General features: G+C 61.9%; 5 protein-coding genes. 3 read left to right on the forward strand and 2 right to left on the reverse strand.

Features of this window, described 5'->3' with window-relative positions:
* The first annotated feature begins 8 nt into the window (after nucleotides 1-8).
* The gene (locus ACPPVP_RS34415; RefSeq protein ID WP_426528003.1) at nucleotides 9-992 is read left to right on the forward strand and encodes an aldo/keto reductase; all 984 of its coding nucleotides are present in this window, start codon (nucleotides 9-11) and stop codon (nucleotides 990-992) included.
* Between the two features lie 114 nt (nucleotides 993-1,106).
* The gene (locus ACPPVP_RS34420) at nucleotides 1,107-2,174 is read left to right on the forward strand and encodes a hypothetical protein (protein WP_426528004.1); all 1,068 of its coding nucleotides are present in this window, start codon (nucleotides 1,107-1,109) and stop codon (nucleotides 2,172-2,174) included.
* A 64-nt stretch (nucleotides 2,175-2,238) separates the two neighbouring features.
* Here the strand turns inward: ACPPVP_RS34420 and ACPPVP_RS34425 are convergent, their stop codons facing one another.
* Nucleotides 2,239-8,700 carry a type I polyketide synthase gene (locus ACPPVP_RS34425; protein WP_426528005.1) on the reverse strand — a complete coding sequence of 2,154 codons (6,462 nt, stop codon included), beginning with the start codon at nucleotides 8,698-8,700 and terminating at the stop codon, nucleotides 2,239-2,241.
* Between the two features lie 455 nt (nucleotides 8,701-9,155).
* On the opposite strand from ACPPVP_RS34425, the gene ACPPVP_RS34430 reads away from it, so the two are divergent.
* The gene (locus tag ACPPVP_RS34430) at nucleotides 9,156-14,732 is read left to right on the forward strand and encodes a MupA/Atu3671 family FMN-dependent luciferase-like monooxygenase (RefSeq protein ID WP_426528006.1); all 5,577 of its coding nucleotides are present in this window, start codon (nucleotides 9,156-9,158) and stop codon (nucleotides 14,730-14,732) included.
* Nucleotides 14,733-14,976: 244 nt separating this feature from the next.
* Here the strand turns inward: ACPPVP_RS34430 and ACPPVP_RS34435 are convergent, their stop codons facing one another.
* A complete protein-coding gene (locus ACPPVP_RS34435; protein WP_426528007.1) occupies nucleotides 14,977-15,780 on the reverse strand; it encodes a methyltransferase, TIGR04325 family in 804 nt (267 codons plus the stop codon).
* Nucleotides 15,781-15,818 lie beyond the last annotated feature (38 nt).

The raw sequence follows: 15,818 nt of genomic DNA on the forward strand, positions 1-15,818 counted from the left end.
GAGCGGGCGTGCGCTATAGGCAGTTTGGAAAAACCGGATGGCGCGTTTCCGAGATCGGATTTGGCGGCGCGCGCATCGGTGGACTGCTCGCCAAGGACGGTGGCAGGGCGAGCTCGCTGAGGACACTCGAGGCCGCCTGCGACGCTGGGATAAATTTCTACGACACCGCGGACATGTATTCGCAAGGGGAAAGCGAGGTCCTGGTTGGCAACGCCTTTCGCAACAAGCGCGACAAGGTGTTCATCGCCACCAAAGGCGGCTATTGCCTTCCGAAACGGAAGCGACTCATTCAGCTCATCAAGCCGTTCGCCAAGCCCATTGTTCGGGCGCTCGGCCTGCGCCGTAGCGCGGTTCCAGCGGCTCTGTCGGCTCCGCTTTCACAGGATTTCTCGCCCGGCTATTTGAGAGAAGCGGTGGAGGCGTCATTGCGGCGACTGCAGTCCGATCATATCGACCTGTACCAACTCCATAGCCCGCCTCGGGAGGAACTTACCGGGTCGCGGCTCCAGGATGCGTTGGAGCTGCTCGGGCGTTTGAAGACGGAAGGCAAGATCCGCGAATATGGAATTGCCCTCGACTCCGTTTACGATGCTGTGCACTGCCTGGACATGGAAGGGCTCGCCAGCCTCCAGATGCCCTTTGGGTTGATGGACCTGCAGGCGCTGGACGGTGTGTTTGACAAAGTGTCCGAGCGCCAACTCGGGATCATCGCGCGGGGCTGCTTTGGTGGCGGCGCGTTGAAACAATCCCTCACCGAGACGGAATTGCGCGCAAGCGAGCCGCAGTGGGAACGCGCTTTGCAAATCAAGCGGCTTGCCGAGCAGATGCAGCGCTCAGCGCTGGAGGCGGCGCTCCAGTTCGCGCTCTCCGTGGAGCGCATCTCCGTGACGATCCTGGGAATGCGTACACCTGAACATGTCGCGACCAATCTGCAGCATTACGCGGCAAAACCACTATCAAATGAAGAGAAGCGCGCGTTGCTGGCCCGCTGACGCGCAGCGCGTATTATCGCGAAAGTCGGAGCATATGCGGTGAGCCAACGATGTATCGGCCGGTTGAGGGCGATCCTTGCGGCGCTGATCATGCTCAATGGCGGAGGCCTAGCTATGAGTGAAGAAGCGCGCGAAGAGGTCGGCATGTCGGCATGGACGCCCAGGGATGATGTTCGCGCCTTCTACTCAGGCCACAGCCTCAGCGACGGCGTGCCGCAGGTGGTCGAACAGATCGCACGCTCGCTCGGACATCGCCTGGATTTTGAGGCGCAGGTCCTGGGGTATTCCCTCCTACGGCAGCGGACCAAAGGCGAGGTAACTTCTGCTGCCGAATGGCCGGGCTATCGTGCCGGCCATAACCGGAACGGCACTGGCTTGGATGTCGCCGCAGAACTGCGCCAGCCCCGGCGGCTGGGACTTGGCGAGAAGTACGATGTTCTCGTCGTCACGGAGCGCCACGACCTGCCCGCCATTGCACGCAAGGAACGTACCGCCTTCTATCTGACCGACATGGCCCAGCACCTACTGGCCGGTAACCCCGACGCCCAGGTGCTGCTTTATCATACCTGGCTCCCCCTGGACCCCGATGCACCAGGGCTCTGGATCGACTACGAGCGCGCGGTATTACCAATGTGGGAATGCGTCGCCAGTCGGGCCAACCTCGACCTTCCCGCGCGTGGAAATGTTCCGCGCGTCCGCGTACTGCCGGGTGGCGGCGCGCTTGCGGAACTGGCTGCGGCGCTGTGGGAGGGCAAGGTGCCGGGCGTTGCGGGCACTAGTCCGGGGGAGCGCGTGCGCCTCCTCTTCTCCGACAACGTGCATATGAGCGAGGCTGGCCGCTACTTCATCGCGCTGGTGCACTATGCAGTACTCTTCGGCCGCAACCCCGAGAGCGCTACCATCCCTGCGTCACTCGCCCGGGAGACAGGCCGGTACATGCAAACGCTGGCAAGGCAATATGCTGTCTCATACGGCCAGCGGGCCGATGCCGCTGCGCGGCGCGACATGGCGGCGTGCCGGGATCTGATGCAAAAGGAAATCTGCCCGGCCTATACGGCCTTTCAAGGCAAAGGCCTGCCGGGCCTCGCCACGCTCAAGCGCCAGTACAACACCTATCGTTGCGGGCGCGAGTATGCCGATGCAAATGATCCCGAAAACCCATTCGCTTCACCCACGCAATGAGGGGCTGCGATGCTCGGGCACACGTCCGGGTTCGGGCTAGCGCCCGACAGCACGACCTTGAACGCTAGCTAGCTGCGGATGAGAAACCCTCTTCGGTAACAAGTGTGGGCTTGGACGCTATCCGCATATTCGCCCGATCGAGAGCGGCATTCAGCGGGCCCATCAATACCTTTGCGTTGGCTCCGAGCAACAGCGTGTCGTGGTTGCCGGGGATCATCACGGTCTGCACTCCTCCCAGCACGACGCTGTCCCACCCGTAATAGGGCCCGCCGCCACTGAAGACGAAAGGCACACTCTCAGCCCGGAAAAGCAGCGCTTTCCCTTCCCACGGCTGAGGTCGGTAGCGTGCGGCCGCCTGGCCGAAGCTTTCCGTGAGATGGCGATCCCGCAGCGCGTGCGGCACCGGCCTGCCCCTGGTGACGCACAGCGTGATTTGCAATCGTTCGCGCATCGCCCGCGCGCGTTCCAGCCTGTCAAGCACGGTCTCTTTCAGGTATTTGAGGCCGTCTTTGCGCAAACGCTGCAGTTTACGGCCCAGCGATACGGTGCGGATTGGCATCTGAGGGTGGTACGTGTCGAAGAACACGAGAAGCGGGACCTCTTCGCCGAGCGCTTTCAGTTGTTGCGCCATCTCGAAAGCGACGACGCCTCCGCCTGAATAGCCGGCCAGAAAATAGGGACCGTGTGGCCGCAACGCACGGATTTCCTCGACATAGGCCCGAGCCATCTCCTCGATCGAGCGATGCAGCTCAGTCGTGCCATCCACGCCGCGGGCCTGCAGCGCGAAGAAAGGCTGGTCATGGTGCAGACCCCATGACAAGTCGCGGAAGTTGAGCACATTGCCACCGGCGCCATGGACGCAGAACAGCGGCGGTCGATTGCCGCCCCGTGTGATCTCGACCAACGATCGGAAAGGCGCCGGAACGCTTGATGATTGTGCGTCCGCCGAGATGGCAAGTTCGCTGGCCACATGATCGGCGGCTGCCGACGTGCATGCCGCCGAGAGCTGATCTTCGGCGCTCACTTGCATGGCTACGTCGGCGCCGTCCGCTGACGGATCGATCGCCGCCAAGCCCTTGGTCTCCCGCAACAGCGCCGCCGTGGCAGCGATGGTCGGTGCCTGGAACAGCACAGACAGCGGCAACTCGACCCCGTGCTCCTTGCGAATGCGGTTGAAAAGCCGCATCGCGATCAGCGACTGCCCGCCCAGTTCGAAGAAGTCGTCGTCTATCGAGACCTGCTGGACGCCTAGCATCTCCTTCCAGATTGCCGCCAGGTCTCGCTCGATGGCATCGCGGGGCGCTTTGACACCGGTATCGCCACCGGGGCGCACCAGACCGGGCATTCCGATCGACCAGTTTGCCTCCTCTGCCGGCGTTCCGCGACCGCCATGGTCCAGGCGATCCAACCAGAGATCGAGGTCGAGGGTTGATGCTGCGACTTGCGGCGAGACGTTGCAGGCGAGGATACGATCCAGAGCTTCAAGACCCTCCGCGTTGGTCATGCCCTCGCGCAGGAAACCTTCCTCGGCCGTCTCGGGGCCATCTGGCCGCGCCGGCTTGGACGAGGCCGGTATGGAAGCGAACGTCTCGACTCGGCGCATGATGTAGCGCTCGATCGAGACCAGCTCGTTGCCGTCTTCATCGAGCAACGTCACATCAAAGACCGCGCTCTTGCCCTCCGCAATGCGCAAGCGCACGTGACTGGAGAAGGTTGGAGGCAGCGGACGCGTCATCAGCACGCGGCCATAAGAGAACGGAACATAGAAGTCATGATCGCCTGCAAATCCCGGAATCAGTTTTTGGGCGGCGCCGGTTGCCATGTCGAGCAGCGCCGGATGCAGCGCATAGGTTGGGACGTCGGAACCGAAAGCGGCCGGCAACGCGAAGTCGATCAACGCTTCGCCCTGCCCGAGGTGGATCGCCTGGACGTTGGACCAGCGGGGACCAAAGTCCATGAAGTTCTGTACCAGCCGGCCGTTCATTACCTCGCCGCGCCCGCGGCAGCGCGCGCGAATGGTCGACACCGACTGCCTTGGGCCCGCTGGCGAATCGACATACGCGACACGCGCCGTGGCGTACGGCTGCTCTTCGGAATCGCCGTAGACCACGAGGCTATGATTGCCCTCGCGATTCAACCTGATATTCATCGCCCGCGTCTCGTCAGGCCCGACAGCGAAAGGTTGCAGGAATACGAGGTCGCGAATTTCGATTGGCCGGTCTTCCGACCGATGGGCAAGCGCCGCGCGGGCGATCTCCAGGAAACCTGTGCCTGGCATGACCGCCTGCCCGCCCCTGACGACATGCTCGCTTAACGGCCAGTGTGTTCGGGTATGCATCACGGAGTGAAACAGTGTCTGCCCGGCGTCGTCGCGCACGCAGTCGCCGAGGAGAGAGCCCGCGGGGGTCAAATCGCTGGTGGCCGGCTCGTTACGCTCACGGACCAGCGTTGCGAGCATGCCCACCTCCCTCCAGGCATTCCAATTAATGCTGACGGTGCGTGTCTGACTGCCCCGAGCCGTACGAGCCTTCGCCAAGGCGTCCAGAACGGCGTTAGCGGCCGTATAGTCAACCTGTCCAGGCAGCCCAAGGATCGAGCTGACCGAAGAGAAATGGATCAGGAAATCCAGATCCCCGTCGACAAACAGTGACTGCAGAACCATAGCCCCCTTGGCCTTGACCGAAAGCACCGCAGATTCAGCCTCGGGGGCGCGAAGTGCGATCAACTGATCCTTGAGCACGCCGGCGCAATGGAAGACGCCGTTGATCCGGCCAAAGCGTCGGGCTGCCTCGGCTATCATATCGGCCATGGCTTCGCGGTCCGTGACGTCGGCCGTTGCCAGCATCACTTCGGCTCCCAGCGCCCGCAGTGCCCGCACCTTCCCAATTCGGCGCGATGTGCCGTCCTCCTGCCCGTGGTCCTCGAGCCAGCGATCCCAGGCCGATTCCTGAGGCATCGGGGACCTGCCGACGGACACCAGGCGGCCCTTCGCGTGCCGCGCGAGATGCTCCATTACCTCCAGACCTATGCCGCCTAGCCCACCGGTGACCAGGTACACCCCGCCGGGGCGCAACCAGGTACGAACGCTCGGTCCGAGGTCCAGCATGAGCGGGACAAAACGCTGCACCCAGCGCCCGCCCTCGCGGAGGATGACAAGCGGTTCGCGCTTGCGCCCGGAAAGCTCGCCAACCAGGCGATCGGCCAAAAGCGCTTCCGCCTTTGATCCGGCGGACGGCACGACCACGTCCAATACCGAACATGACGCGCCCGGCATCTCGCGCGGCAGCACGCGGCAGACCCCCATCAAGACGGCCTTTTCGGGGTGCACCTCGGATTCGCCGGGTAGTGGCTCAATCGCTGTCCCAATCGCGGTGAGCCGGACCTGGTCTACCTCAAATGCCAACGCCTGCGACAGGAACAGCAGACCGTAGAAGTTCCGGACCGCCCCTCGTTCCCAGGCAGCAAGGTCGGCGTCGCTGGAGGAGCCAAAGAACCGCCTGGGTCTTGGGGCTAGCGCCCAGAGGTGCACAACGTGCGCCGGCACCGCGTTCTGCGCCCGCAGTGCCTCCATCAGCTTGGAATAGTCCGCCGCGCGGGCCGGATCGATCGTGAAGCTCAGTTCGTCGCGTTCCGCGAAATGGCCCGAAGAGACTACCGTGGACACCCGTGCGCCGGACGCTCGCAAGCGTTCAACAATTGCATTAGCCAGCGGCGAATTATCGGTAAGAACCAGCCACGGTTTGCGAAGCTCCTCCGCGGGAAGGTGTTCCGAGGGTGCCGAACGCAGGAAGGAAGGGGCCGAGAACCACTGGCCGAGGTCAGGTCGCCGCGTCAGCGAGTTCGAGGGCGCGGCCTGCACGCCCTTGTCGATCCAGTACCGCTGCCTCTCGAAGGGATAGGTGGGCAACGAAACGCGGCGTTGCGAAACGGTCGCGAAAAAACGGGTGGGATCGATCTCGATGCCTGCAACCCAGAGTCGGCCTACCGCTTCCTTCAGAAAGGCGACATCAGACGCGGCTTCGTTGGGATGGCGGAGCGCGGTGGTCACCACCGCGGCTTTCTTGGGCTGCTGCCTGCAGAGGCTGGCGAGCGTACGGCCAGGTCCCACTTCCAGCAGCGCACGACTTCCACTCGCCAGCAAAGTCCGAGCGCCCTGGTCGAACCGAACCGTGTTGCGGAGATGACGAACCCAGTAAGCCGGGTCGGTCGCTTCGGCGTCTGTGATCCAGGTGCCGGTCAGGTTGGACACAAACGGGATCTTCGGCTTCTGAAAGACGATGGGCCTGCAGAACCGTTCGAACTCCGCCAGGATCGGCTCAAGCATCGACGAGTGGGCGGCGACGTCGATGTGAACGCGCGCATGCTCGATCTCATCCGCAGCGAGCTTGGACTCCAGCCGTGCGATCGCCTCCATCGGCCCCGATGCGACGCAAAGCGAAGGTCCGTTCACTGCCGCGAGCGAAAGCTCGCTTCCTAGAAGCGACCGCACCTGCTCCTCAGGCAACGCGATCGACAGCATGGCCCCGCGTGGCAGCTTCTCAAACAGCATGCCGCGCAGCGCAACCAGCGAGATCGCATCCGACATCGAGAATACGCCCGAGATACAGGCGGCGGCATATTCGCCCGCGCTATGCCCGATCAACGCGGCGGGGAGCAGACCCCACGATTGCAACAGCATAGCCAGGGCATACTCAATTGCGAACAGTGCCGGCAGCGCCAAAGAAGGAGCTTCCAACCGCTTGTCCGCCTTGGCCACTTCATCGGGCGGTGGGAACATCAATCTGAGCAGATCGACCTTGAGCCGTGGCTGAACGACGGAAAGGCAAGCGTCCACTGCGTCGCGGAAGACCGGCTCCCTCTCGTAGAGTTCCGCCCCCATGCCGGCGTATTGCGCTCCACCGCCAGGGAAGAGGAACGCGGTGGAGATTGGCTCGCGCACGGCCTTGCCCGTGAATACACGGTGCGGGTCCGCGGTTTCCAGAAGCGCCGCTGCAGCGGCTGCATCTGACGCCACCAGAGACCGGCGCACCTCGAAGGCCTCGCGCCCGGCCATCAGCGTGAATGCGACCTCATCCAGCGGCTGCTCGGGATGCGCGCGCAGATGGCTGGCGAGATTGCTGGTCGCGACGTCGAGCGCGGCGCTGCTGCGTGACGACAGCAACAGGAGTTGCGATCCTAGGTCACCACGTGCCCGCAAAGAGCGTAGTGGCGCCTCCTCAAGAATAACGTGGGCATTGGTACCGCCGGCGCCGAGGCTTGTGACACCAGCGATCCGCGTCTTGCCGGGCGCTACTGACCACGGCCGCAGGCTGGCGTTGACGAAGAATGGCGAGTTGGAAAGGTCAGCCTGCGGGTTCGGCGTCTGGTAGTGAAGAGAGGGCGGCAGCTCACGGTGCTCGAGGGCACAGATCGTCTTGATCAGGCTGCACATGCCCGCGGCCTCGCCCGCGTGGCCGATGTTGGATTTGACCGAACCGATGGCGCATGATTGCCTTTGGACTTCAGGCCCGAAAGCCTGAACCAGCGCAGCGATCTCGATCGGGTCGCCGATAAGCGTGCCGGTGCCGTGTGCCTCGATGTATGACACGTCTTCGGGAGCAACACCGGCGAGGTCCAGAGCCTCGGAAATCACCCGAGCCTGCCCGCCGACGCTCGGGGCGAGGTATCCCACCTTGTCAGAGCCGTCGTTGTTGAGCGCCGAACCGCGGATCACGGCACGGATACAGTCGCCGTCGCGCACGGCGTCCGAGAGCCGCTTGAGAATGACACAACCGACGGCAGAAGCCATCAAGGTGCCGCCGGCCTGAGCGTCGAATGCACGACAGTGGCCGTCTGGAGAAAGGATCTCCCCCGGCCTGTAGATGTAGCCCAGTTGCTTTGGGTAGATGGTGGAAGCGCCGGCGAGCGCCACATCGCACTCTCCGTTGAGAAGGCTCTGGCAGGCGAGATGAACTGCGACGAGTGAAGACGAGCAAGCCGTTTGCACGCTCATGCTCGGGCCGACAAGATCAAGTTCGTAAGATACGCGCGTTGCAAGGAAGTTGGAATCGTTTCCGGTGTGGCGTAGCAGCCAGGCACCGATCGAGCGCAGAACCTCTTCGTTGGTCACGAGGTTATAGGTAAAATACTCGCTCGCGCCTGACGCTGCAAAGACGGCCACGGGTCCGCTAATCTTTGCGCCTACATAGCCGGCATCCTCAAACGCCTCCGATGCGCATTCGAGGAACACACGGTGCTGCGGGTCGAAGACCGCCGCGTCGCGAGGCGAGATACCAAAAAACGCAGCATCGAATTTGTCGATATCGTCCAGGTAGCCGCACGCATTAACATAAGCCGGATCGCCCAGAAGCTCGGGGCGCTCGCCGGCGTCAAGCAACTCCTGCTCGGTGAAGCTACGGATCGTTTCACGACCCTCGCGAATGTTCTCCCAGAACGTGGCCACGTTTCGTGCGCCGGGAAAACGCCCCGACATGCCGACAATCGCGATAGTGGATACTTCGCTGCCTGTCGTGCCTCCGTTTTGCATTGCTATATCCTGCACTAGGCACGCTCCGAAGGCCGCAAATCACGGTAAAGTACTTCATGATTCAAGTTGAAAGGCGAAGGTGGGTTAATAGTCTGCGTTTGCGCCCGACACCCAAGCCACGTTGCCGGGTCGATCGACGGTGGAAAGCTTGACTTGGCGGCCACTAGACACCCAGCGCGCAATCGCCATTTTTACCCTTCATTGATGAGATGAGACAATAAAGACTTGATAGACGACACCGGTAGTAAGGTTAATCGGCAGGCAACAATTCGTGGCCGAAGCTTCTAGCCTAGCGCAAACGAAGCCTCACTTCCTGAATTGCGTCCAGATATATTAGCTATGCTGGGCTCAATTTATAGTATGATTTTGCCAATTATTATAACCGTAGCCGACAGGTCAAGATCGGTTGGGCTTACCGATCCGAGCGATCGCTCGCGGTGACCTTCGGGAGTACCATGGTCCAGGACAGTTACCTTCTTTCGCCGTTGCAGCAAGGCATGCTGTTCCATCACCTCGAGGCTCGAACTCAAGGCGTGGACGTCGAACAGCTCGAGATGCGGCTGGATGAGCCGATCGACACGACCCGCCTCGCAGATGCCTGGGCCAGGGTGGCGAAACAAAACCCGATTCTGCGCACCCGGTTCCGTTGGGAGGGATCGCAAACTCCGGTCCAGGAGGTCTTGCAAGAGATCGTGGTCCCGTTCGAGACGCGCGACCTGTCCGGGATGACGCCGCAGGCGCAGGCAGAAACGCTGGGCCGTTTCCTTGCTGAAGATCGATCGCGCGCCTTCGCTCTCGACATTGCACCGCTGTGGCGCGTGACAGTGCTGCATCTTGGCGCCAATCGACGCCATATCGTGTTCACCTATTCGCACGCGATCCTCGATTCCTGCTACGCTTCCGTGGTGAAGGAGGTGTTCGACGTCTACGCAGCCTTAAGCCGCGGTGAGCCGCCGCGGTTCGAAGCACGCCCCGCCTACCGTGAGCATATCGCCTGGCTGCAAAGGCATCTGACGACCAACGCCAGCGCAGCTGAAACTTACTGGCGAAACGCGCTGTCGGGCTTCCGGACGCCTACCAATCTCGAGACGCTGCGCCTTGCGACATCGCCCACGCGACCCGCGGCAGGTCACGCCACTCTGGAATTCGCACTCTCGCCGGCCCACACAGGAAAGCTTCATAATCTCCGCGACCGGGCATCGCTGCGGACGTCTGTCTTTGTCGAAGCCGCCTGGGCGCTCGTTCTTTCAGCATTCTCGGCCCAAGATGATGTCGTCTATGGACTGACCAGGGCCTGCCGTCGGTCGTCGATCGAAGGCGCCGATCGTGTTTTCGGGCTGTTCATCAACACGGTGCCAGTGAGGGTCAAGCTATCCGCCGAGCAGCCGGTGCTCGAACTTTGTCGCCACGTGCGCGAGCAGCAGATCGAGCTACGCCGCTTTGAACACACCCCACTCGTCGATATCCTTCGAACCAGCGATGTGCCTCGCGGGCAACCACTCTTTGAATCCATCATCGTCTTCAATTCTCAAACCGACGACGCACGCCTGAAATCGTTCGGTGAGGAATGGCAGCGTCGTGATTTCGCGCTCCACGACCAGACCAATTTTCCGCTCAACGTGATGGCCTATGACGGCCCCCAACTGACCTTCAAGCTGTCCTACGACCCGAGCTGTTTTGCGCCGGCCGCCGTCGAGCGTATCGCCGACCTGATGCAGCGAATTCTTGTCGCGATTGCCGACCAGCCCGAGACCAGGCTCGGCGACTTGCCACGGCTGCCATCGCAGGATGCTCGATCGTCGCTGCAGACATGGAACGATACCGCCAAACCGCTGCCGGGACCACACTGTGTGCATGAAGCCTTCGAAGCGCAGGCCGATCGCACACCCGATGCGGTGGCGCTTGTCGACGGCGCCCGCTCGCTCACCTACCGAGAACTGGATCGGCGCGCCAACCACCTTGCCAAGGCACTGATCGCCCAAGGCGCGCAGCCCGATCAGATGATCGGCATCTACGTCGAGCGGTCGATCGAAATGATGGTCGGTCTGCTTGGCATCCTCAAGGCTGGCGCCGCCTACGTGCCGATGGATCCGTCGTATCCCGGTGAGCGGATCGCGCTCATGCTTGAGGACTCGCGAGCCCGCGTTGTGGTGACGACGACGAACCTGGTCGGCTTACTCCCGCCGCACAGCCATGCGCTTTGCGTAGACGCGGCCGCCGATGCCAGAGAAGCGTCTCGACCGCGCGTGGCCATGACTGGCGAAAATCTCGCCTATGTCATCTTTACGTCGGGCTCCACCGGCCGTCCGAAAGGAGTGATGCTCGAGCACCGCAACGTCGCCAACTTCTTCACCGCCATGGACCAGGTGTTGGGGACGGAGCCCGGCGTGTGGCTCGCCACCACCAGCATCTCCTTTGACATTTCGGTACTGGAGTTGTTCTGGACGCTGGCACGCGGCTTCACCGTGGTCATCCAGCATGAGCCCGAGCGGGTGGCGCGCGCGGCGACGCGGACGGGACTCGACGCGAGACCTATCGATTTCAGTCTCTTCTACTTCGCCGCCGATGCTGCTGAGTCGGCCGGCGGCAAGTACCGCCTGCTGCTCGAAGGAGCGAAGTATGCCGACGAGCACGGTTTCTCCGCCGTGTGGACGCCGGAACGTCATTTCCATCCTTTTGGCGGCCTGTACCCGAACGCGGCCCTGACCGGTGCGGCGGTTGCGGCGGTTACAAAGCGCATCGGCATCCGGGCCGGGAGCGTGGTGCTGCCGCTGCACAATCCGATCCGTGTGGCGGAGGAATGGTCCGTCGTCGACAACCTGTCCAACGGCCGGGTGGGGTTGAGCTTCGCGTCCGGATGGCACGCCCGCGATTTCGTGCTGCAGCCGGAAAATTACAAGAACCGCCGTGAGCTGATGGCCAGCGGCATCGAAACCGTGAAGGCGCTCTGGCGCGGCGAGGCGGTCAAGGCGGTTGGCGGTGACGGCCAGCTGGTTGAAGTGAAAACTTTTCCACCTCCAGTGCAACGTGAACCCAAGATGTGGGTGACCGCAAGCTCTGCGCCGGAGACATTCGCGCTTGCCGGACGGCTCGGCGCCAACGTGCTGACAAATCTTTTGGTGATGAAGCCCGAGCAACTCGTTGAAAACGTTGCCATCTACCGCAAGGCCTGGACCGACGCCGGCCACGATGGGGCGGGCATAGTGACCCTCATGCTGCACACCTTCGTCGGCCCGGACATGGACGCTGTGCGCCATAAAGTGCGAGGCCCGTTCCTGGAATACTTGAAGACCTCGACCGATCTTATTTCCAAGATGCGGTGGGAGTTGACCGCCTTCGCCAAGGGCGACGACAGAAAAGAACAGGCGGCGCCGAACATGAGCCTGGCCGACCTGGAGCCCGAAGAGCTCGACGTCATCATGGAGCATGCATTCGATCGCTACTTCAAGACTGCGGGCCTGTTTGGATCGCCCACCTCCTGCATGGCCACGATCGAAAAGCTGAAGCAGTTCGGCGTCGATGAGATCGCCTGCCTGATCGACTTCGGCGTCGCGGCCGATGACGTGCTGGCCAGCCTTCCCTATCTGGACGAATTGCGTCGCATGTCCAATCCGTCCGTCACCCCGATCTCGAACGAGGCGGTTCTGGATATTCCCTCGCAGATTCGTAGCCACGGCGTGACCCACCTTCAGGCCACCCCGTCCCTAGCAAGCATGCTGGTTGCGGACGAGGCCTCGCTCGACGCGTTGGGCTCGCTACGCAAGCTGCTTGTTGGCGGCGAACCACTGCCGCGCACGCTGGTCGAGCGATTGCGGACAAGTTACCGGGGCGAAATCCACAACATGTACGGCCCCACGGAGACATGCATATGGTCAACCACCAGTCCGGTGGGGGGGGCCGATGATCCGATCACGATCGGGAAGCCGGTTGCAAACACCACGATCTATGTCGTCGATCGATCTCTGCGGCCGGTGCCGGTAGGCGTACCCGGTGAAATCTTGATTGGGGGCGCCGGCGTGGCCCGAGGCTACCTGGAGCGACCTGAGCTGACCCTGGAGCGCTTTGTCCCCGATCCCTTTGGCGGGCCTCAATCCCGCCTCTACCGGACCGGCGATCTCGGGCAGTGGCTGCCCGATGGCACGCTTGCGTATTTGGGACGCCTCGACCATCAGGTGAAGATCCGGGGGCACCGGATTGAGCCTGGTGAGATCGAGGCTGCACTGAATCGGCATCCCTCGGTACGACAGAGCGCGGTCGTGGCCGGACCGGATGCGGCCGGCGCACAGCGGCTCATCGCTTACATCGTCGCGCCCACCGAGGGCAGCGCTCCGACAACGGCGCATTGGGAGGCGATCTGGGACGAGACCTACCGGCATGACGGAGCCTCGGAGACCGCAGGCTGGAGGAGCAGCTATACCGGCGATCCTATTCCCGAAGCCCAAATGCGCGAATGGATCGAGTGCACGGCCGAACGGATTCAGCAACTGCGCCCCCGCCGCGTGCTGGAGGTGGGCTTCGGAACCGGTATGGTTCTCCTCCGCATCGCGCCAGGCTGCGAGCTCTATCACGGCATCGATCTGTCTGCGGCTGCGCTGGCGCGGGTGAAGTCTGAGGCCGATCGCCGCGGTCTTTCCGGCGTGGCTCTGGAGCAAAGGGCCGCCGACACGCTAGCCGCCCTTGAGGGCGGGCCTTTCGACACGATTATCATCAACTCGGTCGTCCAGTATTTCCCTGGCGTGGAGTATCTCATCGACGTGCTCGCGGCGGCCTTCGAACGGCTGGCCCCGGGCGGCGCGATCTTTGTGGGTGACGTCCGCAGCCGGGCGCTGCTGGAGGCGATGCTCTGCGAGATTGAATTGCAGAAGGCCACGTCCGACACTCCCGCGGGTGAGCTCCAGGCCCGGTTGAAGAAGCGGCTCGATGCAGAGTCCGAACTGGTACTGGACCCCAACCTGTTCCTGTCGCTCCGGCAGCGGCTTCCCGAAGTCGAGGATGTGCAGGTCGAACTCAAGCTCGGCCGCCAGCCGAGCGAAATGACCCGTTTCCGCTACGACGTGGTGATCCGCAAGCGCGGTGGGACGCCGCGATTGCCGACGGTCACAAACACCAAGCAAGCCCCTGAACCATGCACGCTCGAGGCCCTGAAGACGATGGTGCGGTCCGAGGCAACTTCGATGCGCATTACCGGAATCCCCAATGCTCGCGTGTCCGCGCCGCTGGCGGCGTTACAAGCCCTGCACGCCCGCTCTCCCGCCGACCGGCTCGGTGAGATAGCCGTGGGTCCAGTAGGGATCGATCCCGAAGACGTGCGCTCCATCCACGCCGACTATGAGGTGGCCATCGAGTGGTCGGCCGCGGGAGCGGGATATTTCGATGCTGTCTTCCGGCCGCGAACAGCGGCAGAGGCAGTTCTGACTCCGACCGAATTGGCGGCGATGGAAAGAGCGCCAGCGCCTGCAGTCGCCTCGGCCGACTGGTCCAGCTACTCAAATCGCCCCGCGTTCCGGGCGGTATCGGTTGCCAATCTTGCCCCTGCCCTGCGCCAACATTTGCGCAGCACTCTGCCGGAGTACATGATTCCTTCGGCATTCGTGCCGCTGGAGGCGCTGCCGCTGACCCCGAATGGCAAGCTTGATCGCCAGGCGCTGCCGTCGCCGGACGGGGCGCGCCAGGAAACCGCCACGCCCTTCGTTCCGCCTGCCACGGAGGTGGAGCGCAAGCTTGCTGCCATCTTCCGGGAATTGCTGGGAATGAACGAGATAGGGATTGACGACAACTTCTTCGATCTGGGTGCCAATTCCTTGATGATGGTCCGGGTCGTCGAGAAGATCCGAGCGGAGCTGGGACTGAAGATTTCCCTTGTCCGTGTTTTCCAGTTTCCAACCTTGAGTAGCCTCGCCGCTGCCATCGCAGGCTCCGAGACCGATCCTGGCCATCCTGTGGTCCCGCCGGAGCAAAATCGTGGCCAGCTGCGCAGGGAAATGATGCAGCGAAGGCGCGAGGTGCGCGGCGGTCGTCCACCGAGCCATTGACAAATTCTTTTGCGCCGGCGCTGCGTTTATGTCCACTAGTGCTGCCCGAATGCCTATCTCAAACTGACCGGCGTGGTGCGTCTCGACGCAAAAGACCCGCGCTACCCTTAAGTCAAAAGGTAGGCAGGCGCTGCCCGACCACATCGATCGAAGGTTTGCAGATAGAAGGTTTGCCGAAGGAAAAGTTCTGGAGCGAAATAGTGGGCTTTGAACGATCTGTGATCAGCAAGAGCTTATTTCCCGTCTAGGACAACTCGTCCAAACACCAAGCCTCGCCGATCATGTTCACCAGATCCATGCCGCTCGAAGAAAGCGTTATAATGTTCCGGTACGGTATTGGCCACTGCGCCACCCGCTGGTATCCTAATCGCTCGCGTATCGTATCAAGCTCCCCTGCACCATAGATCCGGTAAGGCAAAGGCTTAACGTACTTTTCTATGGTGAAGTATCCGCATCTATCTGAGACCGGGACCTTGTTCAAAAAAACAATGTAAGGCTTCTTCGGCAACTTAGCGAAGATTTCCTCAATCGACAAATGAGCGTACTGCAAGACTCCTGAAAGCAATAATCCCTCGGCCGGCCCTGTTTCCTCTAAGGTTTCAAAAAACTTCAGTACCACATTGCCAGGCGCTATTCTCGCCCGGCCTTCACGAATCATGGCGGGCACATCGACAACCTGCCATGCGAAGCCGCTTTTAAGGCCTAGCATTTTCTCGAACGCATAATACTTCACGCCGACATGGCCGCCGAAGTCAGTCATCGTGTGAAGTTTCGCTTCGCGAATGAGCCTTTGGCAGAGCGCAATCACCGGCCAATCGAAAGCATGGATAAGCGAGAACGACTCCAAATTACCTGCGACAAGCTGTTCGTCGTCATAGCCCGAAAGCGCTGAAGGAGGCAGCGATCTCTGCGCATCTTCATAGGTCGAAAATCTCCCCCGGAAAACACCGATTTCTTTGCCCCGAAACGAGCGCAGCAGGATCGACTTTTTCAAACGGCGAATGACAGGCAGCTTACCAAAGGTTTTGCGTGAGAGGATCGTAGCCATTTAGTCTCGAGCTTCCTTGTCCTTGATCTTTGAGAGGA

It is taken from the genome of Bradyrhizobium sp. McL0615 (assembly GCF_049993905.1).
Classification (GTDB): domain Bacteria; phylum Pseudomonadota; class Alphaproteobacteria; order Rhizobiales; family Xanthobacteraceae; genus Bradyrhizobium.